General features: G+C 62.3%; 13 protein-coding genes and 1 pseudogene. 9 read left to right on the forward strand and 5 right to left on the reverse strand.

Annotated elements, in window-relative coordinates:
- Positions 1 to 5,670 precede the first annotated feature (5,670 nt).
- Positions 5,671 to 7,104: pseudogene (gene eno, locus QZ656_RS24055) on the reverse strand (phosphopyruvate hydratase).
- Positions 7,105 to 7,879: 775 nt separating this feature from the next.
- On the opposite strand from eno, the gene QZ656_RS06935 reads away from it, so the two are divergent.
- The gene (locus QZ656_RS06935) at positions 7,880 to 9,775 is read left to right on the forward strand and encodes a pyruvate kinase (protein ID WP_291992727.1); all 1,896 of its coding nucleotides are present in this window, start codon (positions 7,880 to 7,882) and stop codon (positions 9,773 to 9,775) included.
- Between the two features lie 298 nt (positions 9,776 to 10,073).
- Here the strand turns inward: QZ656_RS06935 and QZ656_RS06940 are convergent, their stop codons facing one another.
- Positions 10,074 to 11,141: an IS630 family transposase gene (locus QZ656_RS06940; protein WP_291991544.1), complete on the reverse strand. Its 1,068-nt coding sequence runs from the start codon at positions 11,139 to 11,141 to the stop codon at positions 10,074 to 10,076.
- 94 nt (positions 11,142 to 11,235) lie between these two features.
- Positions 11,236 to 14,046, reverse strand: a complete 2,811-nt coding sequence (locus QZ656_RS06945) for an Rne/Rng family ribonuclease (RefSeq protein ID WP_291992728.1) — start codon at positions 14,044 to 14,046, stop codon at positions 11,236 to 11,238.
- 404 nt (positions 14,047 to 14,450) lie between these two features.
- Here QZ656_RS06945 and QZ656_RS06950 point away from each other — a divergent pair, with 404 nt between their 5' ends.
- The 4 genes from QZ656_RS06950 to QZ656_RS06965 are packed head-to-tail and all read left to right on the forward strand — an operon-like array spanning position 14,451 to position 17,368.
- Positions 14,451 to 15,440 (forward strand): RluA family pseudouridine synthase, encoded by a 990-nt coding sequence (locus QZ656_RS06950; RefSeq protein WP_291992729.1) that lies wholly within the window; start codon positions 14,451 to 14,453, stop codon positions 15,438 to 15,440.
- The gene (locus QZ656_RS06955; protein ID WP_291992730.1) at positions 15,424 to 16,080 is read left to right on the forward strand and encodes an HAD-IA family hydrolase; all 657 of its coding nucleotides are present in this window, start codon (positions 15,424 to 15,426) and stop codon (positions 16,078 to 16,080) included. The genes QZ656_RS06950 and QZ656_RS06955 overlap by 17 nt, the downstream gene beginning before the upstream one ends.
- Positions 16,059 to 16,418: a Rieske 2Fe-2S domain-containing protein gene (locus tag QZ656_RS06960; RefSeq protein ID WP_291992731.1), complete on the forward strand. Its 360-nt coding sequence runs from the start codon at positions 16,059 to 16,061 to the stop codon at positions 16,416 to 16,418. Before QZ656_RS06955 ends, QZ656_RS06960 begins: the two co-directional genes overlap by 22 nt.
- Positions 16,415 to 17,368, forward strand: coding sequence for a S49 family peptidase (locus QZ656_RS06965; RefSeq protein ID WP_291992732.1), 954 nt, complete (start codon positions 16,415 to 16,417; stop codon positions 17,366 to 17,368). The genes QZ656_RS06960 and QZ656_RS06965 overlap by 4 nt, the downstream gene beginning before the upstream one ends.
- Before the next feature lie 43 nt (positions 17,369 to 17,411).
- On the opposite strand, the gene QZ656_RS06970 is transcribed toward QZ656_RS06965, so the two are convergent.
- Both QZ656_RS06970 and QZ656_RS06975 read right to left on the reverse strand, forming a co-directional pair.
- Entirely contained in the window at positions 17,412 to 18,122 is a 711-nt protein-coding gene (locus QZ656_RS06970; protein ID WP_291992733.1) for an SAM-dependent methyltransferase, read from the reverse strand.
- Positions 18,123 to 18,155: 33 nt separating this feature from the next.
- Positions 18,156 to 18,740, reverse strand: coding sequence for a Maf family nucleotide pyrophosphatase (locus QZ656_RS06975; protein ID WP_291992734.1), 585 nt, complete (start codon positions 18,738 to 18,740; stop codon positions 18,156 to 18,158).
- A gap of 116 nt (positions 18,741 to 18,856) precedes the next feature.
- On the opposite strand from QZ656_RS06975, the gene QZ656_RS06980 reads away from it, so the two are divergent.
- From QZ656_RS06980 to QZ656_RS06995, 4 genes are all read left to right on the forward strand, one after another.
- Complete coding sequence (locus tag QZ656_RS06980) at positions 18,857 to 19,351, forward strand: YceD family protein (RefSeq protein WP_291992735.1); 495 nt, start codon at positions 18,857 to 18,859, stop codon at positions 19,349 to 19,351.
- Positions 19,352 to 19,372: 21 nt separating this feature from the next.
- On the forward strand, positions 19,373 to 19,552 hold the full coding sequence (rpmF, locus tag QZ656_RS06985; RefSeq protein ID WP_291992736.1) for a 50S ribosomal protein L32: 180 nt from the start codon (positions 19,373 to 19,375) through the stop codon (positions 19,550 to 19,552).
- A 69-nt stretch (positions 19,553 to 19,621) separates the two neighbouring features.
- Positions 19,622 to 20,647, forward strand: coding sequence for a phosphate acyltransferase PlsX (gene plsX / locus QZ656_RS06990; protein WP_291993203.1), 1,026 nt, complete (start codon positions 19,622 to 19,624; stop codon positions 20,645 to 20,647).
- 1 nt (position 20,648) lies between these two features.
- Positions 20,649 to 21,608 (forward strand): beta-ketoacyl-ACP synthase III, encoded by a 960-nt coding sequence (locus QZ656_RS06995; RefSeq protein WP_291992737.1) that lies wholly within the window; start codon positions 20,649 to 20,651, stop codon positions 21,606 to 21,608.
- Positions 21,609 to 21,684 lie beyond the last annotated feature (76 nt).

Below are 21,684 nucleotides of genomic sequence, written 5' to 3' on the forward strand. Positions count from 1 at the left end.
CGATCAGCGCGTCGATTCGCTCCATCTCGCGCGACAGCGGACTAAACTCCCCTCCTGTACGACGTACTGTACCACACCGCGATGAGGGGGTCAGCTGGTCTGGAGAGGTAAGGACATCGTCGGGTGCCGTGCACATTTCAATAAGCTGCTCGGCGATCACCCCCGACGGTTATAGCCGTCCAGGTCTTGCGACGTGAGTCGAAGACGCGGAAGTCGCGGCTGTCCTGCGGCCAGCGCGGCGAGCGCTGGTGTACGGCATTGGTGTGTATTCATGCTGCCAACAACCCGAAATATGGCGGCGGTCGCGCCTATGGCCAAGGGGGGGCCGCAAAGCGTTGACGGCGTGGTGTAGTTTTTCTGCACACGTCGGGCGTGGTCGGCGTGGGGCATGCTCACGAAAGGGGGTAGAAGAGCAGACTCACTCACCAATCGGCAGTCGCCAGGTGTTTACGACTTCGAGAATGTAGCAATAGAAATGTCGAGCGTGCCGATGCTGCTCGCGGCTGTGCCGCTATTCGGCTCGCGGTGGCCCTTCGCGATCCCGCATCAACCTCCTGGGAGAGAAGAGAAATTACGATCAAGTTGGCATCACGGTGTATTGAGCGGTCCTGCATGGGTCGCTGTGCTCTGTCGCGCTTCCTTGCGATTCTCCGGAACTCGAGTTCGTCCAGTAGGGCAACGAGCCAAACGGCCGGTGAATCGGCCGGACGCATCGCTCGAATTCGATTCTTTGTCGAGGGGGCCCGCTGGCTTCGGACATTGTCGATCAGCCAGGACGCATGGCGATCGATGGGCAGGCGCGCTAACACAGTGCCAGGAGCGTCGCGGTGGTCCTGGCCGGCGAGCGCCCGGCGTGGACGAATCGGTTCTCGAAGCCAGCGGCAATGGCGCACGGTCGTCTCGTGCTAAACCCCCTATCTTGATGCCGTTTCAGACATTGTCGTCTCCGGCGCCGGGTCAAGGATTGCGCGTACTGAACGTCGTCATGGGGATCAATGGACCCTCTCTAGCGAACCTCCGCTCGCGACCAGATCGGCCACCGCCGCGTCCTGTGCACGCCCAACTGCCTGCCCGGTGGTCCAAGTTCGTTCATGAGGCGGACTGCATCGCGCACGGGATATCACCGACCAGTTACACAGCTGCTACCAACACAGCAGGTGGTCATGACCAGATCACAGGACCTCGTGCGGCTCGCACGAGCGCTCTGCCAGTCTGTCTTTGTCCTACGACGACCGCTCGGCGACGGCGATGCGCGCTGATCTTTGTCCGCCGAGCTGCAGCACACTCGATTGCCACGCGGTGGCGCGTGCCGTCGCTCAACTCGTCGCTGACCGATTGGTGGTCCTTCGAGATTGCGGCGGCCGTACTACGTCCGCGGAGTTTTAACGTCCTGTTCAAGCGGCGCAGAGCCGCGCTGAAGGAACTCGCTACGAGGAGATGCCTCGGGTGTCCATGTACTATTCCTGGGCGATCCGCTCTCGGGTCGGATCGTCGACGGCCGCTCATACGCTGGTGGTCACGGCGCGATTCTCAAGATCTACTCGGTGGTATTTAAACGATGGGTTACGCCAATCGCTACGGGAGGCCGAGCTGGCGCGCAAGGCGGGCGCGGTCGCTTTAGCTGCCGCCTGTTAGGTCCATTTTCCTGGCATCGGCCGTAGGAGCGAGTCTGCGTCCGTCGGGCGGCTGTACTCCGGCTCGTCGGCAGCCAGGGGATAAAAGCCGTGAACGACCATCGCCAGCCCGGACGACGCTGCGGTGCCGGCCTGCGCAACGGTACGGGTGCGTGGTGACTTGGCGCCTACTGGTGACCCCCCGATAGCTGTGACCCGCCGGCGCGCCCGATCTGGGTCCTGTTCTAGCTTCTCTTTTCTACAATTCGGCTAACACGCCCGCTGGGCCGTCGCGTCGCTGTTTATTTTTCTGTGAAGTCTTCGGCATGTCTGACCAACCTCTCGGCGGCTACAAAATCGGTGCCCGCTTCGGGCTCAAGAGACGCTGTTCATCGCCTTGGCACGCAAAGCGCGCGCTGTCGGAGTGGGGCTCGCCTTTTGCGCCGGCAGGGTCGTGCTGATCGTCGCCCTGGGGTGATGCCTCTCGCAGGCCTTGAGCGGGGATCGCCTAAGGACATGAACCAAGATTAGCTCCGAAGAGCGCCGTCAAGGCTGATCTCCCCCGAGGATTCGTCGGCCACGCTGGGCTCTGCTGGAGTGTGCGATATTCTAACCGGCTCGAAGAACGCCCTTAAAGTCGGCGGTGTCGTTTCTTCGTCTGGTGGGCTGCTGCCGGACACTGCTCGATTTCAGAACGCGCTTCAACTGCGGTGTCGGTGGCTGGTCGGCCGTCACGCGCTCTCTCCATGCCGTTTGCTGATGGCGCGGCGCCTCGGTAGGCCACAAGAAAGCAAAATTCGCCAGATTTCTCGCGCAACGCCGCGTGGTTCACAAACTCGCCGCGGCGCGTATCTTGGCCGGCTTCGGCGCAGTCGCGACGTGTTGTTCGTCCGTCGGCTTGCCGGGTTCCTGTCGAGCGTGCTTCTGGCTGGACTTTCTGGCAGTCGGTTGCTTCCTCGGTGTGGGTGATCGGCTACGGCATCTTTCAGGCCGGCGACACCGCGCTTTTCGTATCCGCGTCCTCTACAACTAGCCGGACCGGACGGACGGCGACGTCCTGCTTTCATCATTCTCGCCGCGCTGCCGGGGCGGCGATTGCCGTAAGCGCTGGCGCCTGGGTTTGCGGCCGGCGCTGGTTGTCGTCGCCGGCTGATTCGTTTTGGTTCTCGCCGTTTTTCGCTCACCTCGGCGGTGCACTCGACCTGATCCTGCCTACACCGACCGACAAAGTTGGCGATGAACGTCGGTTCTATTACATGGCCAACGCCCGCCGTGCGGCCTGGCCGGCACGGTTCTCTCGGGTGCTCTGTACATGGGCGGGTGCAAGCGGCGCGAGCAATGGCCTGCCCTGTGGGCGTCGTCGGCATGCGTCCTGGTTGCCGGCCTGTGTCCTTGCTGTTGCCGGACCGCCATGCGGGGCGCGCGCAGCAGGCAATCAAACTACTGGCGACCTCGTACGAATAGCGCCGGCTCCGAGCATCGGCCGTTAAGCATGGGACGGGGCCCGACATGTTGTTCTAATTGGCACCTGTGTTTGCATCGACGCGCGCACGCCCGCGATTGCCTCACACAACGCGACAGGCGGCATTGCTGCCGCTTCAAGTGGCGCGCCACTTTTTTTTGGGCGTCTTCCCCAAGAGGAGAGTAAATTGCCCGGAATATCCAAAACGATTCTGGTGACGGGAAAAAAGACCGACAGGGTATCGGCCTCGCTGTTCCTGCGGCAGACTGGCGCGAGCTGGAATTCACTGTTCTTGCCGCTCGCGATTTCCACGCTTTCAGACCTTTGCGCGCAATTGTCGCCCACCGGTCCGGGGACTCATTCTGGATTTCCGTGGACAGACGCGCGATGACTCGTTCAGGGAATTCGCGAGAAGCTCACGACGAACCAGAATAAGCTTGGACGGAGTAGTCTTGATGCCGCCCCAGGATCACGCCCACCAACGACCCCTCTTCCGAGCGCGACAAGTGGCGAGAGATTCTGCAGAACAGCTTGTCGGGCCACGGTCTCGTTCTCAAAGGCGCCATTGCGACCATGCAAGGGACCCTGCGAAGGCAGAATAGCTCAGAGATCGTCATCATCTCTGGAATCTCATCTCGCCCCAGGTTCATGGGCCCCCGCTTCGCAGCACTGTATCCGTTGCGGCCTGGGCTGGGCCGAAGCGAAGACGCTGGCGTTCGCCTTGGGTGAAGAAAGGGATTCAGGTGAACACGCTGTCGCTTGGTGGTACGCTGACAAACCGGCGTATGCGGCTTCTCTTGAGCAATCGCGCTGCCACGGCTGAACACCGCTGTGCCCAACGCCTGGCGGAAGAAACCGTCGATGTTCCCCTCGGAAATACTGCACACGTCCGATTATGTAGCCTTTGCGGTACAAGGCTTGCTGTCGCGTTCTCCGATCCATGACGGGAAATGCAATGTCCTGCACGATTGCGGATTCACATGGGCGTATTGAGGAACTGGCAGTGAAATCTGGTCGCGCAATGGTGCCAGATCGGCCTATGGGTGGCTGGTCTCCGCAGCGCCGCCGGCGTCCAGCTCGCAGTCGAGCCTTATGAGTTCCTGGCGGCAGACTGCGGCTCAGCAGATGCGGCGGGCCTGTCCTGCTGGCTCGAGTCCCGCGCTCAGTACCCCAGGCTGGGCATCGGCGATGCAGCCGCCGGTCATCCCTCGACGCTCACGAAACCCAGGGCTTTGTTCGCTTACGAAATGGCTCCGGGAGTGCACAGGAGTCCTTTAAACATGCGCGATGCGCAGGCGCTGAACCTGGAATATTGGGTTGGCCGCCTTCCCGCGCCTGCTGCAATCGTCGGCCAGTAAGAAACGTTCACCACTTCTGGCTCTTGACGCTTTTCCCGGACCACGTGCGCGCCACTGGCTAGGGCTCTTCGCGCGTCAGCAACGCAACTGCGAGGCCGGGGCATGAGCGAATACCAGTATTGACTAATTCCCGGGCCTCGACCGGCCGCTTACCGTCGCCGGATTATCGACTGCGGTCGATTTCGAACGCGTGCTCGCCTCACGCCGACGATTTTCGTCACGATTATTCGTGGGGCGATTTCAAGGGTCCGCCTGAGTGTTGGATGGAGAGTTACTTCGCGCCTTCCTCTACCATCCGCCACTGGCACTCACATCCTGAACTGCGGCCTGCAGCCTGCGTCTGCCTGAATCCGGAAATCCGCCCTGGCCTCTCTCGGCAGCGGGGGACAGCGCGCCTTCTTCAACGTTGAATTCCGTCAATGTCATCCTCTCTTTTCCTCCTCCTCCGACGACGAGGAATTGGGCGAGTGTTGATGGCGAAGGTCAGCTCATCGTCTGTGATCTCTTCCGTGCCGAGCTGCACGCTGTGATTTGCGGGCCCTCTCCCGCGGCTGCTGCTGCGGGTGCAAGCGGGGGAGATCGACAGCAAGGAAGCGGAACGCCGGTGCCGCCGGGGCTCGGGCCACGAGTGCCTCTCTCGACAGTCTGGCCGCCTTCCTGCGTATTGAATGGCGACTTATGCACGGTCGCCGCCAATGCCATTCGCCACTCGCGGACCTTGCGTCGATCGGGGGGGGGACGGAGTTCTTGCCTGGCTTGTCACGCTTGCCAGCTCGCTTGAAAAGGCGAGTTGAGTCAGCAAACTCGTCGTCGAGTCGGATCAAAAGCCGCTGTCGCGGAGTTGCTGCACGCTTCCTCCGGCAGCGCTGGCGCCGCCGGCGCAGGGCGATTACGAGCGATAGGACGATCGGCAACTGCTCGCGTGGCTGCATACGGCGCACAGCCAAAGACAGGCAGCTCATCCTCTCCGATAACAGGCCGCGGAAAATTGCGGCGCGAGCGCGCAGCGCGGCAGTCGCCAGTAAAAGCACCTGGAACGTTCTCGGTCGTGGTGCGAGGCAGACGATTGGAACTAAGAGTCGTACCACGCTCGTCGCGAGCACGCGGCGGCGGGCTATGATCATGCCTTGCGGCACCTGGTCGACCCTGCGCGCCTCGCTGCCCGGCCCGCCGGCGGAGACCTTTCGCGGCTGCGCATCGAGTCGCTGCGGTGGCGCACGCGCGCAATCCGCCTTCATCAAAGGCTCGACAAGGCGTGCTTGTAATGGGCTGTAGCGGAACACAAAAAAGGCAATCGCCGCAGGCGATGCCTTTGCCCCGACTTACGGCGCAGGCTAGAACCCGGCGCCTTGATCGACTTCAGGCCCTTGTAGACGGCCTTGCTGCCGATTTGCTCCTCGATGGCAGCGTTGGTTGTACTTGCAGATGCGGTACGTTACGCGACAGTGACCGGTCTTGATCTGCCCGGCACCGGGTGCCGACGGCCAGGTCGGGTCGATGAACGCGGTCTGTCGGTCTCACCCGAGCGCTGCTACAATGACGCCTGTCTGTAGCCGGCTCTCCTGCGGGCCAGCTTGATGGCGTCGGCGTTTCGGGGGGGGACGTGCCGATCTGGTGTGACCTTATCAGATTGGCGTTGCGCTTTCATGTCGATACCCTGCTTGAGGCGCACCGGGTTGTGACGAAGAAGTCGTCGCCGGACAATCTGCACCGTTTCGCCGAGCGCCTTGGTCAGCTTGACGTAGCCTTCCCAGTCGCTCTGGGTCGAGACCGTCCTCGATCGATACGATCGGGTACTTCTTGCACCAGTTGTCGTAGACCTCGATCATCTCGTCGTCGGTGAACAGCTTGTCCGATTCGACTTCCAGACTTGTAACCCTGGGCGGCCCACCTTCGTCAAAGAGCTCGGACGACGCGCAGTCGAGCGCGATGGCCGATCTGCTTGCCTGGCTTGTAACCGGCAGCAACGATGGCTTCCATGATCACTTCGAGCGACTCGTCAGTGGTCAGTTTCGGGCGCGAAGCCACCTTCGTCGCCGACGGCGGTCACGTGGGCCGCCCTTCTTGAGGATGCTCCTTCAGTGCGTGGAAGATCTCGGTGATCCAGCGCAAGCCCTCGGAGAAGGACGTGGCGCCAACCGGCATGATCATGAATTCCTGAAAATCGATCAGGTTGTCGGCGTGCTTGCCGCCGTTGATGATGTTCGCCATCGGCGTCGGCAAGGCGAAATCGCGGTTGCCATGAATCTTGCCAATGTATTGCCAGAGCGGCATATTGCTGACGTTTGCGCCGGCCAGGGTAATCGCCATCGATGCGCCGAGGATGGCGTTGGCACCGAGGTTGGACTTGTTGTCGGAGCCGTCGAGCGCGATCATCGCCTCGTCCAGCGCGCGCTGGTCGAGCGGGTTCTTGCCTTTCAGCAGCTTGGCGATTCTTGGTGTTGACCGCCGCCACGGCCTTCAGAACGCCTTTGCCGAGGTAGACTTTCTTGTCGCCATCGCGCAGTTCGCAGGCTTCGAATTCGCCGGTCGAAGCGCCCGAGGGGACGGCTGCGCGGGCCATGAAGCCGTTGTCGAGGGTAATGTCGACTTCGACGGTCGGGTTGCCGCGTGAATCGAGGATCTGCCGGCCGACGACTTTGCTGATCTTGACAAACTCAGTGGCAGTCAGCGGCGCTGCGGCGGCGACTTCGCTTGCTTCGGTGTTCTGTACTTTCGCAGATTTCTTGAGTTTTTCGGATTTTTCGACTTTTTTGGCTTTTGCCATAATGGAGCTCCGTGGGAGTGGTTTGGAGGAAACGACGATCGCAACTTCGCGCAGCGATCATACCGAATACAGATCACACGGTGCAATGACTGGCCGGTAGTAAACGCCCATAATCAGCGACGATTGCAGCCATCGGCGAGCCGCCAGCGCAGAACGAGCGCTAAGCGTCGCGTGATCGGGCAATACTGACCCCAGTACGACTTCCGCAATGGCGTCGGCCGGCGGCCAGCAACTGGCTGTTGGTCGTTCGCCTTCATCGGCCAGTTAGTAGGCTAACGACATCAAACGTGTCCTTACCGAGGTCCGTCAGCTCGCCTCCGGTCAGCCATTCCTCGCAAATCAGTCGGACCAGGACGAACAGTAGCTGCGAATGGTGGTAGTCAGATAGTTGACCGATTGACTGTCCTTGCTGGCCGAGAGGGTCGTCAATGGCCTATCTGTCGCGCATCGCCCAATCGGCGACGCTACTTCGCCACGCTGGTCGCCGGCGGGTCTTATGCGCTTGAAATCTCCCTTGGCGAGTGTGTTGGAGCGGCATCGAGCGAGGTCGCTCGGGCGACCACAGGTGCCGGCTCGCCAGCCATGCCGGCGCGGCTGTTGCGGTGTCATGCCGCTGAAACCTTCGCTTTCGACAATGCGGCTTCGATCGGAAGCAGACGAGTCAATTGGAGAGTTCAGCGTGAGCAACAGGCAAACCGGCAAACCGGACGAGCAGTCCCGAAACACACTCATCGGGCGCGCGACGCTTGGCGTCGAGCGCTTGCGCAAGGATGCAATGGCGATCGAGGAGGAATTTGCCGACCGCCTGGACATCACCGCGCCGGCGTTCAGGGCGAGTGCGCGCAATCTGGCGCATTACCTCGCCGTGCGGCGCGTCGATATCCGCATCCTGCAACGCGAGTTGGGTAGCCTCGGGTTGAGTTCGCTGGGGCGGATGGAGGCCCATGTCATGGCCACGCTCGACAGCGTCGTCGACGCGCTGTGCCTGTTGCGCAAGGGCAGCACCACCGAGCACCTGCAGGTGCCTCCGACGATCCTCTTCCAGGAGGGCACCGAGGTTCTCGCCGAGAATGCCAATGCGATCCTCGGTGCGCTTCCTGCCGAGCGCAAGACACGGATCATGGTGACCATGCCGAGCGAAGCGGCTGACGACCCGGCGTTCGTCAGCCGGCTTCTTGAGCAGGGGATGAACATCATGCGCATCAACTGTGCCCACGATAGCGCCGAGGTCTGGGAGCGGATGGTCGAGCACCTGCGTCAGGCAGAAAAGGCGTTCGGGCGTTCGTGCAAGGTGTGCTGCGATCTGGCCGGGCCAAAGTTGCGAACTGGCGACGTCGAGTCGGCGATCGGTGTCATCAAATGGAAGCCACAGCGAAATGCGCTGGGCCAAACGATCGCCCCAGCGGTTGTTCGTTTCGTCAGGGAGTCGTCCGAGGAAATCACCGAAGGGACGATCGTTCCCGTCAGAGGGGATCTGTTGGCCAGCGCCAGGGTAGGCGATCTGATCGAGTTGTACGACGCCCGCGGGCGGGCACGGTCGCTCGAGGTCATCGAAGCGTCCGGCGATTCCTGCCTGTGTCAGGCGATCCGCACGGCCTACGTGACCGCCGGTACCGAATTGAGCTTGCGCCGCCACCGCAAGGTCGTCGCCAATGCCATCATTGGCACGCTGCCGCTGCGCCCGCAAGCCATCGACCTCAAGCCTGGCGACACGCTGGAGGTCGTTAGGGGGGCGATTCCTGGCCGCAATGCCGTCGTCGACGGTGTTGGCGCGGTCAGCGAAGCGGCGCTCATCGGATGCTCGCTCGACGAGGCGTTCTCGAGTGTTCGCGAAGGCGAGAGAATCTTCCTCGACGACGGCAAGATAGCCGGGACGATCCGCAAAGTGACGCCGGATCGATTCAGCGTCGAGGTGACTTACGCCGCGGGCGGCGCGGCGAAGCTCCACGCCGAGAAGGGAATCAACCTGCCAGATACCGATCTGAAACTGCCGGCCTTAAGCCCGGCCGACCTTGAGGCGCTCGAATTCGTTGCCGGACATGCCGACATGGTGGCGATGTCTTTCGTGCAGCGACCGCGCGACATCGAGGAGTTGATCGTCGAACTCGACCGGCGTGACGCGTCGCATCTTGGCATCGTCCTCAAGATCGAGACCCAGAAGGCCTTCAGCCGTCTGCCAAGTCTGTTGTTCGCGGTCATGCGTCACTCGACGGCAGCGGTGATGGTGGCTCGCGGCGATCTCGGCGTCGAAGTCGGTTTCGAGCGCCTTGCCGAAGTGCAGGAGGAAATTCTCTGGTTGTGCGAGGCGGCGCACATCCCGGTGATCTGGGCGACGCAGGTTCTCGAATCACTGGCCAAACGAGGGATGCCATCGCGTGCCGAGGTTACCGACGCGGCGATGGGTACTCGCGCCGAATGCGTGATGCTCAACAAGGGGCCGTACATCATGCAGGCGCTGGAATTTCTGCGTGATGTATTGAATCGCATGGAAACGCACCACGAGAAGAAAACCGTGATGCTGCGCCGCCTGAGTATTTCCGAGTCCTCGCCGGCGAAGTGGTGCTTGTCGCCTTGAGTCAATGCAGGCGCGGGTGGCGGCAAGCAGTCCGGTGATCGGCATTTGTCGACGCGGCGGCAGGGCAGGTAAGCTGCGCCGGATGCGGCAGCGATCGGCAGTCGTGTCTTGCCGTCTGGCCAGTGGTCGCCAAGGGCGATGCCACCGGGCGACAGCGCGGGCGCCGCCAGCACGCGCGTCGTCGAGGCCATTCTCGTGCGACGGTTTTGCGAAAGCTTGCGGCGTGGTCGATTGGCAGCTCTCTTCTGGCGGCTCGCGCGCGCCAGAAGAGAGGTGTTCCGGGCCGACGTGCTAGTGTTTAATTGCATAGATTAACGATAGTATTCCGCAGCTGCGCGCCCTTGACCTCTCGCTTTCGCCAGGCGAATGGGGCGGCGTTCTGGTTGTAAGCCGCGGTGAAGCTGTGAATGGCGGCAACGAGTTGATCCAGGCTCGAGAAGCTGGCGTTTCTCAGGGTCTTGCGCTGGAAGATGCCGAACCAAATCTCCACTTGGTTTAGCCAACTGGCGCTGGTGGGCGTGAAGTGAAAGGTGACGTTGGGGTGAGCGGCGAGCCACTCGTCGTTTTTCTTGTGCGTGTTGAGGTTGTCCAAGATGACGTGGATCTCACGGTCGACGGGTTCATCAGCGATGGTCTCCTCCATGAAGGCCTGGAAATCAGCGCGCTTCTTGGTTAGGGTAGTCTTGCCTCGAATGACGCCGGTGGCCACTTCGAGGGCGGCGAACAGGTTGACCGTGCCATGGCGTTTGTAGGTGCTTTTCAGTCCCTGAACCACCTTTCCGCTACTGGTTTGGACATAGCCGCGCCGACGCTCCAGAGCCTGGATCGAGGGTTTCTCGTCGACGCTCAGGACCAGCGCGTTTTCAGGTGGGTTAAGGTACAACCCGATGACATCCGCTGCTTTGGCGGCGAACTCTGGGTCCGTGCTCACGCACCAGGAGCGATGCCGCTGCAGCTGGATGCCCTCCCGACGCAACACGCGCCACACGGCATCGTCCGATACTTCCAGCGCCTTCGCCAGCGAACCACCATCCCAACTTGCCATACCTTCCGGCGGTGTCCGTTCGAGTTGCGCCAGAATGCGGTCACGCAGATCCTGCCCGTACTTCGCCGGCTTGCCCGGCCGCGCAGCATCACGCAAGCCCGACAAACCATGCTCGGCAAAGCGCCGACGCCACAGCCCCACCGTGTTCGCACGTACGCCAACTGCGCGGGCAACCTCGTCGTTTCGCAGACCCTCCAAACAACCCAGCACGATTCTCGCTCGCTCGGCCAAGCGAACCTCGCCACTGCGACTCCGTGACATACGCTCCAATTCCTCCTTCACCTCCGCTGTGCAAGACAGCGCCACCGCCACACGTCCCACCACATCTCCTCCACCACGAAGCAATGGAGAAGCATGATAGTTACTACCGGTTAATAATGCAATTAGACACTAGCGCGCGCCGGCCTCGCCTGTGCTACTTGCGCGTTTCGACCATCACCATCGGTTCGTCGGCGACGGCTACGGTGTTGCGCTTGCGGCGAGCAGGCGCTGCGGGCGCTGCTTCGGTGCTGTCCGCTTGCCAGGACTGCGCCTTCTCCTTGCTGGTTTCGATCATCACCATGCCGCTACTGGCGAGGTCAGTAGGGGCCACCGGCGACGGCGGCGCGGTGTCGGCGGGCGCGATCAGTGCCGCAACTTCCGCGACCCCGGGGGTCTCGGCGGCAAGCTCGACGGTCGCTGGCGGCACCGCTGCTGCCGCCTCTACAGCTACTACCGGCTCGGCGGCCGGAGGCGGGGCCACGGCGACGGCCGGCTCTTCGATCGCGGCCAACACCGCGGCGTGCTCTACAGGCACGGCGACCAGCACCGGCAGGGGCTCCGCGGCCGTGCTTTGAGCCGGCTCGGCAATCGCCTCCTGGGTCGTCGTCTGCTGATCATCGCTGGCGACGGTCGTCGGCGGCTTTGCCTCGACGCGGGGCGCGACAGCGGGTGGCGCCGTAGCGACCGCTGCACTGGTCTCTTCGGCGACACCCGCGTGCGGCGTGTTGTCTGGCGCTGCCGTTGTCGTGTGGTCGGTGACTGTTGCCGCGGCGTCACCATTCAGCAGGTCGAGTTGCTGCTCGGCGTTCTCGGTGTTCTCGGTCTTCTCGCTGCGTTCCCGGCGACCGCCGCGACGCCCACGGCGACGTGGCGCGCTGCCGGTGTCGGCGCGCTCGGCAACCGGGGCGCTGGCCGGTGCCGCAGCCACCAGTTCGACCTCGTCGACAGCCGCTGTGACGGGTGCCGCGCCTTGTTCCTTGCGTTCGCCACGTGGTTCGCCACGCGGCCGGCGCGGTGGGCGCGGTTCACGGGGCTTCTGTGCTTCGCTTCGCGCTGGCGCTGGCGCCGCTGGCGGTAGTGCTTCCCGCTGCTCATTGTTGGCGGCTGTGCTCGTGGCCGGCGCTTCACGGGCGGCTTCATCGCGGCGATTATTGCGAGGAGCGCCGCGGCGAGGCTCGCGTCGCGGGTCGCGTGGCGGGCTGCTGGGTCGCGTTGGCTGCACGGGTTCCGGAGCGGTTGCGGCCGGTTCAGCCTTGGGCTGGAACCAGGCCAGTATCCTGTTCAAGAAGCCGCCGGGTGCTGTGGCGGGTTCGGCGGCCTTGGCTTCGGGCGGCTCACTACGCATCGGCGCCGGCTGCGACGCCGTAATGCCCTTGATCGCCGCTTCCGGTCTGGCGACCTTCGCTTCGGCACCGGCCGGCGTTTCGCTGCCTTCGTCTACGGTTGGCATTTCGACCATCCGGTACGACGGCTGTTGCTGTTCGTCGGCGAGCAATTCGTCCTGGCGCACGCGGGTTATCGTGTGCTGCGGCGTTTCGAGGTGCATATTGGGAATCAGCAGGATACTGACCTTGTGCCGCATTTCGACTGCCTGGACGTCGGTGCGCTTCTCGTTGAGCAGGAACGTGGCGACGTCTACGGGTACCTGCGTATGGACGGCCGCCGTATTGTCCTTCATCGCCTCTTCTTCGAGAATTCGCAGGATGTGCAAGGCCGCCGATTCGGTGCTCCGGATGTGGCCGGTTCCCGAGCAGCGTGGGCAGGCGATATAGCTGGTTTCGGCGAGTGCCGGGCGCAGGCGCTGGCGCGACAACTCGAGCAGGCCGAAGCGGCTGATCTTGCCCGTTTGCACGCGCGCACGGTCGAAGTGGAGGGCCTCGCGGACGCGGTTTTCCACCTCGCGCTGGCTGCGCTGGTTTTCCATGTCGATGAAGTCGATGACGATCAGGCCACCGAGGTCGCGCAGGCGCAGCTGCCGAGCAACCTCTTCCGCCGCTTCGAGGTTGGTCTTCAGCGCCGTTTCTTCGATGTCGGCGCCGCGTGTCGAGCGGCCCGAGTTCACATCAACCGAAACCAGCGCCTCGGTATGGTCGATGACGATCGCCCCACCCGAAGGGAGGTTGACCTGACGCGCATACGCCGATTCGATCTGGTGCTCGATCTGAAAGCGTGAGAACAGCGGTACGTCGTCGCGGTAGCGCTTGATGCGATTGACCGTCCCGGGCATCACGTGCTCCATGAACTGCGCCGCCTGTTCGAAAACTTCGTCGGTATCGATCAGGATCTCGCCGATATCGGGCTGGAAGTAGTCACGGATGGCGCGGATCACCAGGCTGCCTTCCTGGTAGATCAGGAAGGCGCCCTTCTGCTGCTGCGAGGCGGCTTCAATCGCTTTCCACAACTGCAGCAGGTAATTGAGGTCCCATTGCAGTTCTTCGGCGTTGCGTCCAATGGCCGCCGTGCGGGCGATCAGGCTCATGCCCTGGGGAACTTCCAGCTGATCCATCACATCTCGCAGTTCAGTCCGCTCGTTGCCCTCGACGCGGCGCGAGACACCGCCGCCGCGAGGGTTGTTCGGCATCAGCACCAGATAACGGCCGGCGAGACTGATGAAGGTCGTCAGCGCGGCGCCCTTGTTGCCGCGTTCGTCCTTGTCGACCTGGACGATCAGTTCCTGGCCTTCGCGAAGCGCCTCTTTGATCGTCGCTCGGCTGGCGTCGACGCCAGCCTGGAAGAAACTGCGCGAGACTTCCTTGAACGACAGAAAGCCGTGTCGTTCCGAGCCGTAATCGACAAACGCCGCTTCCAGGCTGGGCTCGATGCGGGTAATGACCGCTTTATAAATATTGCTCTTTTTCTGTTCCTTGGCGGCCGATTCGATGTCCAGATCAATGAGTTTCTGACCGTCGACAATGGCGACACGCAGTTCCTCGGCCTGTGTCGCGTTAAAAAGCATGCGTTTCATAATATTTGGGCTCCCACGCGCTCGCACGGGGGAAGTGCCTGGTACAGGCAGCGACGGATTAGTTGTCGGCGGCATGCTTGAGGGGCTGCCAGATAGCGCAACTAATAGGGGTATCTCGCCGACTCGATTACTCGTTTGGCCTTGAAATCCAAGGGCTCCGGAATCTGCCTGGGCTAGTTCACAGGTGCTAGGCGCGCGCAGTTCAAGTAGTATCGCTACTTAGTGGTGAGCGTACTTAACCAGGTGTTTGGCGTTGAGTGATCTTGCGCAGGTTGGCGCAAGCGAGGCGGCTGATGCCTGCCGGAAAGTGCGTCGCAAGTGCTTCAGAATCGGCGTCGCTCGACGGTCTCACGGGTCAGCGCCTCTTTCAACCCTAGACGCAAAACGAGCGAAGTATATTCAAAATGGTCGAAGTTAGCAAAAACTCCGTGATCCAGGAGCTAATTACCGAGAACGAACACGGACAGCGCTTGGACAATCTGCTGCTGAAGAAGTGCAAGGGGGTGCCCAAAAGCCACGTTTACAGCGTTGTCCGTAGCGGCCAGGTGCGGGTGAACGGCGGGCGCGCGCAAGTCTCCTATCGGCTGCAGGCCGGCGACGTCGTGCGCATCCCGCCGATGCGTACGGCGCGTGTCGAGCAGGAGGTCGTGGATGGCGCAGCGCTGAAGGTGCAACTGCCCGTGCTCTATGAGGACGACGGCCTGCTGGTGGTCGACAAGCCGGCCGGAGTCGCCGTCCATGGTGGCAGTGGTGAGTCGTTCGGGGTGATCGAGGCGCTGCGTCGGCAACGGCCGCAGGCCCGTTTTCTGGAGCTTGCGCATCGCCTTGACCGCGAGACTTCCGGCGTTCTGCTGGTCGGCAAGAAGCGTTCGGCACTCGTCGCCTTGCACGAGATGTTTCGTGAAGGCGCCCGCGGCGGCCATGGGGCGGCCGACAAGCGCTATCAGGTGTTGGTCGCCGGACGCTGGATGGACCCGTTGCGCCACGTCAGGCTGCCCTTGCACAAATACCTGCTCGAGTCGGGCGAGCGCCGGGTGCGCGTCGCCGAAGAAGGCAAGACGGCGCACACGGTGTTTCGGCTGTTGGCGCGCTGGCAGCACTACAGTTTGCTGGAAGCGCAACTGAAAACCGGGCGAACCCACCAGATTCGCGTGCATCTGGCGCACCTCGGCTATCCGATTGCTGGCGACGAGAAATATGGCGACTTTGCATTGAACCGGACGCTCGCCAGGGAGGGGCTGAAGCGGATGTTTCTGCATGCCTGGAAGATGCGTTTGCCGCACCCGCTAGACGGCCACGAGCTGTTGCTTGAAGCGCTCCTGCCGGCGCCCCTGCAGACCTTCCTGCAACGTATTTCGAGCAAGGAGAGGCAGGATTATGGCGGCCAGATTTGAACTGCTGGTCTTCGACTGGGACGGCACGCTGCTCGACTCGGCGGCGGCGATCGTCGCGGCGATAAATGCCGCCTGCCTTGACCTGGGGCTGCCGACTCCCGGCGATGAGCGCGCCCGGCACGTGATCGGATTGGGCCTGCATGAGGCGCTGCGCTACGCCGTGCCGGACCTGCCGGAAGAGCGCTATCCCCGAATGGTCGAACGTTATCGCCATCACTACCTGGCGCACGATCACGAACTGCAGTTGTTCGACGGCGCGGCGGTCTTGATCGCCGAACTTGCCGAGGCTGGTTTCCTGTTGGCGGTGGCGACCGGCAAGAGCCGAATCGGTCTTGATCGAGCCTTGCTGGCCAGTGGCCTTGGCGCCTATTTTCACGCTTCACGCTGCGCTGACGAGTGTTTCTCGAAGCCGCATCCGCAGATGCTCGAGCAATTGATGGCGCAACTGTCTGCCGCGCCGGAGCGGACGCTGATGATCGGTGACACGACGCACGACCTGCAGATGGCGAACAACGCCGGGGTCGCGGGTTTGGCCGCGGCTTATGGCGCGCATCCGCCGGCGGCACTGGTAGCGCTGCGGCCGCTGGCGGCTGTGCAGACGATTGAGGAGATGGCCGTATGGCTGCGGCAGCACGCTTGATTTGCCTGTCAGCCGATCTGGTCGAGGGCGGTCCCGGGGTCCGCTTCTCGGTCGGTCAGCACGACGGCGACGAGCCGGCGTTCGTCGTCCGCTATCGTGGCCGCGCGCTGGCCTACCTCAATCGCTGCGGGCACGTGCCGGTTGAACTGGACTGGCAGCCCGGGCAATTCTTCGACGATTCCAAGATATACTTGATTTGCGCGACGCATGGTGCGCTCTATTCTCCTGCTGACGGTCGCTGTCTGGGCGGCCGTTGCCAGGGCCGAGGCCTGACGCCGCTAGCGGTAGCCGAACGTGATGGCGCGATTTACTTTACCCCGAGCGAGAAGAACTCTTGACTACCCCCGAAAACGAACCCCATTGGGAGCGGCAGTTGCTGGAAAAATTGGCTTTGGCGACGCTGCAGGAGCAGAAGGCGAAGCGTCGCTGGGGAATTTTTTTCAAGCTGTTTGGCTTGTCGTATCTGGTCGTCGTGCTGATTCTGCTGGTCGATTGGGGCGGCCCCGAAAAGCTGACCGATGGCAGCCGGCATACCGCGGTCGTTCATCTCAATGGCACCATCGAAGCGAGCGGAGAAGCCAGCGCCGACGCGATCAACGAGGCTCTGCAAGCGGCCTTTAGCGACAAGGGGACCGCCGGCGTCATCCTGCGGGTCAACAGCCCGGGTGGCAGTCCGGTCCAGGCCGGGATTGTCCACGACGAAATTCGGCGCTTGCGCAGCATGCATCCGCAGATTTCCCTGTACGTTGTCGTCGAGGATCTCTGTGCTTCCGGCGGCTATTACGTGGCGGTTGCAGCCGACAAGATCTTTGTCGACAAGGCCAGCATCGTCGGGTCGATCGGGGTTCTGATGGATGGTTTCGGTTTCACCGGAACGATGGACAAGCTCGGCGTCGAGCGCCGGCTGCTGGTCGCCGGCGTTAACAAGGGCTTCCTGGATCCATTTTCACCACAGGATGCGACGCAGAAAGAGCACGCGCAGGTCTTGCTTGGCGAGATCCACAAGCAGTTCATCGAGGTCGTCCGGCAAGGGCGGGGCGAGCGCCTGAAGGAGACACCGGACATGTTCAGCGGACTGATGTGGACCGGCAGTCAAAGCATTCAGCTGGGACTCGCCGATGGTCTGGGGACTGTCGGATCGGTGGCCCGCGACGTGATCATGGCCGAGAAGATCGTCGACTTCACGATCAAGGACAACCTCGCCGAGCGTTTTGCCAAGCGCTTTCGTGCCGGCGGGACGCCGGGTGCGGCCGCACTGCTGGGCATCGATCGACCGCTGTTTCGATGACTCTCTTGCTGCCCGCGGCGATAGCTGCTGCGCCGCCTGGTCGCTAGGCCTGCAGCAGGAATACCGTTGGTCGGCGATTGATTTCCGGTAGCGGCTGCCGTCGCCAACCTGCGACCGGGTGTGTCGCGATCTGTTCGCTGTCCAACGTCAGGTCGGTGGCGATGCAGATTCGTGTGCCTGGCGCGCAGGCCTTGAGCAGCGATTCGAGCATCTGGCGGTTGCGGTAGGGCGTCTCGATGAAGATCTGCGTTCGCTGCGCCTGCCGTGATTCTTTCTCCAGCTCACGCAGGCGTTTTTCCCGTTCAGGGCCGGCACTCGGCAGGTAGCCGTGGAAGCTGAAGCTTTGGCCGCTCAGTCCGGAAGCCATCAAAGCCAGCAGGATCGACGATGGGCCGACCATCGGCACCACCTGGATCGCCGCCTCATGGGCCAGGGCGACCAGCGCTGTGCCCGGGTCGGCGACGGCCGGGCAGCCGGCCTCGGAAATCAGCCCGACGTCGCTGCCGGCCAGTAGCGGTGCCAGGAGTTGCGGCAGCTCGCTGGCTGGCGTGTGTTGATTGAGTTCCTGAATCTGGATCTGTTGCAGCGGCAAGCTACTCGGCAGCGACTTGAGGAAGGCGCGGGCCGATTTGGCGTTCTCGGCGACGAAGTGGCCGAGTGCCTGTGCACAAGCGACGACAGGCGGCGGCAGGATCGCGGCGACGGCCGTCTGGCCGAGCGGAACCGGGATCAGATAAAGCCTTCCCTTGCTCATGCCTTGCCTGACAAAATTGATCCAAGCGATTGATTATAAGACAGATACATTCTCTATCCGGAGGAGGTCGCAGAGCGCGATGAGCGGTAGTCCGATCAGTGCGTTGGGGTCGTCGCCGGCGATCCTGGCGATCAAAGCGATTCCCAGTCCTTCCGACTTGGCGCTGCCCGCGCAATTGTAGGCATGTTCCTTGCGCAAATAGTTGTCGATTTCAGCGTCGGTCAGGTCCCGAAAGGTCACCAGCGTGGCGACGCCGCGCACATGCGCACGGCCGCTGCGGGCGTCGAGGAGGCACAGACCGGTAAAGAAATTGACGCTCTGCCCGCGCATCGTTTGCAGCTGGCGCACGGCGTTCTGGTGTGTTCCGGGCTTTCCGAACACCTGACCGTCAAGGCAGGCGACCTGGTCGCTACCGATGATCAAGGCGTCTGGAAAGGCGCCAGCGACGGCTTGGGCCTTGGCTTGCGACAGTCGTAGGGCGCTTGCTTCAGGCTCTTCACCGGGCAGGGGCGTCTCGTCAACGGCCGGGTTGGCCGTCTCGAAGGGCAAACCAAGGCGGGCAAGGAGTTCGCGCCGGAACGGCGAGGTCGAAGCGAGAATGAGCGGCGTTGTCGGCATCTGATGGTCGATCACGGTGTGCAGACCGTGGCGGCGCGGAAAAAAACTGGAAATACCTCGTTTTGCCCCGCCGCCGCTTTGACTTCAAAAGCCGAAGATAATATCATGCGCGCCTTATGTCGCGACGCGTTGTCATTGATAGTCTGGCTTTTGGGCATGAGGGGAGCTCGCTGCAGGGCGAACTGCCGCTTGCCGCGCTGACGCGCCTGGATGATTTGCTGACCGATTCGGCAGGCTCGCTGGCCTATCGGATCGAGGGCCGTGTCGGCTATGCCAAGCGATCACAGTTGTTGCTGCAAGTGGACGGCGTTCTTCGCCTGTGCTGTCAGCGCTGTCTGGAAACGCTGGAGTACCCGTTGGCCTTGCGCAGTCTGCTGGAATTCGTCGATAGCGACGGCGATCTGACGCAGGAAGAGCTGGAGGATGACTCCCGCGACTTTCTGCCGGCGCAGAAGGAGTTGGATGTTGCTGCCCTGATTGAGGATGAAATCCTCCTTGCGCTTCCCACGGTGCCGCGTCACGCGGATTGTGTTCTGCCCGGTAGCGGGCAGGGATCGGCACAAGAGTCGCCGTTTTCAGTACTGGCCGGCCTTAAGAGCAGGACCAGGTGAGTTTGATATTAGGAGTTTGTCATGGCTGTACAACAGAACAAGAAGTCCCCGTCCAAGCGTGGCATGCATCGTGCGCACGATTCCCTGAGCAACCCGCCGCTGGCCGTCGAGCCGACCACCGGCGAGGTGCATCTGCGTCACCACGTCAGCCCTTCGGGTCACTATCGCGGCAAGAGAGTCGGTAAAGGCGCGGGCGAGTGATTTCTCCGCATTGGGCAGGTACGTTCCCCTGACAGTGAACGGCCTGCCTTTTCTTTTGCTTGCCGTCGGCTGATGATTACCGTTGCCATCGACTGCATGGGCGGCGACCACGGTCCACAGGTGACTGTCCCGGCGGCGCTTGCTTTCGTGCGCGATCATGCGGACGTTCGCGTCGTCCTGGTCGGCCTGGCCGAAAGCATTCAGCCTTTTCTGGTTGATGCTGGCGTCGACACCGAACTTGGCCGAGTCACCGTTCGCCACGCCGCGCAAGTGGTGTCCATGGATGAGTCGCCGTCGCTGGCGCTACGCAACAAGAAAGATTCTTCGATGCGTGTGGCCGTCAATCTGGTCAAGAGTGGCGAGGCCGACGCTTGCGTTTCTGCCGGTAATACCGGTGCCTTGATGGCCATTTCACGCTTCGTCCTCAAGATGCTGCCGGGTATCGATCGGCCGGCGATCTGTGGCGTTCTGCCGACGATCACCGGCCACACGCACGTCCTGGATCTCGGCGCCAACGTCGATTGCAGCCCCGAAAACCTGTTGCAGTTCGGCATCATGGGCGCCGCGCTGGTGTCGGCAATCGAGCATCGAGAACGGCCGACGGTGGCGATTCTGAACATCGGCCAGGAAGAGATCAAAGGCAATGATGTGGTCAAGCGAGCCGCCGACCTGTTGTGGGATTCCGGCTTGAACTTCATCGGTAATGTCGAAGGCGACGGCCTCTACAAAGGTCAGGCCGACGTCATCGTCTGCGACGGCTTTGTCGGGAACGTCGCACTGAAAGCTTCGGAAGGCCTGGCGCAGCTGCTGGCCACCTTCCTGCGCCAGGAGTTCAGGCGCAACTGGTTCACCAAGCTGGCCGCCGTCGTCGCCTTGCCGGTGGTCAAGCGCTTCAAGAGTCGGGTGGACCATCGGCAGTACAACGGCGCCGCGCTGCTGGGCCTGAAGGGGATTGTCGTCAAAAGTCACGGCTCGGCCGATGCCTTCGGCTTTGTGCACGCGCTGCAGCGCGCCGCCGAAGAGGCGAGAAGTGGCGTTCTGGCTCGCATCAGCGAGCGCGTGGTTCAACAGCAGCCGCTTCGGGAGACCGCATAGCATGTATTCCCGCATTACGGGTATCGGTAGCTTTTTGCCGGGTGAGCCAGTCAGCAATGGCGATCTCGCTCGCCGGGGAATCGAAACCAGCGATGAATGGATTGTCAGTCGTACTGGCATCAGGTTTCGCCATCTCGCCGAAAACGGTGAGAATGCCAGCGATCTGGCGCTGCAGGCGAGCCGTCGGGCACTGGCCAAGGCCGGGCTCGAGGCTTCGGATATCGATCTGATCATCGTCGCCACGTCGACTCCGGACTTCATTTTTCCGAGCACAGCGTGTTTGCTGCAGAGCAAACTGGGCAATCAGGGGGCGACCGCCTTCGACGTACAGGCCGTGTGCAGCGGCTTTGTGTATGGGTTGACGATTGCCGAGAAATTCATCCGTTCAGGTAGCCATCGGCGGGCTCTGGTGGTTGGCGCCGAGGTGTTTTCACGTATTCTCGACTGGTCCGATCGTGGCACTTGCGTGCTGTTCGGCGACGGCGCTGGAGCGGTCGTTCTCGAGGCCTCTGAAAAGCCGGGGATCCTGGCGACCGCATTGCATGCCGACGGCGCGCATCACGGCATCTTGTCGGTTCCCGGCAGCATTTGTGGCGGCCAGGTGACTGGCGATCCCTTCCTGCGCATGGATGGGCAGGCGGTGTTCAAGTTTGCCGTGCGCGTGCTCGCAGAAGTGGCCAACGAATGCTGCCAGGCGGCCGGGATCGCACCGTCGGAGATCGACTGGTTGATTCCGCATCAGGCCAACGTCCGCATCCTGGAAGCAACGGCGAAAAGAATGAAGCTGCCGATCGACAAGGTCATCGTCACCGTTGACCGGCACGGCAATACGTCGGCTGCATCGGTTCCTCTGGCGCTCGACGAGGCGGTTCGGGACGGACGCATTCGGGCCGGCCAGAAGGTCATGCTCGAAGGCGTTGGTGGTGGTTTTACCTGGGGTGCGGTGCTGTTGGAAATCTAAGCTTAAAGTCGCTTCGGCGACTCGCGAATCTCCCTTCTCTCCACGGCGGGAGAAGGGCCGGGGATGAAGGAAGCGG

This window comes from Candidatus Accumulibacter sp. ACC003 (assembly GCF_907163085.1).
Taxonomy (GTDB): Bacteria; Pseudomonadota; Gammaproteobacteria; order Burkholderiales; family Rhodocyclaceae; genus Accumulibacter.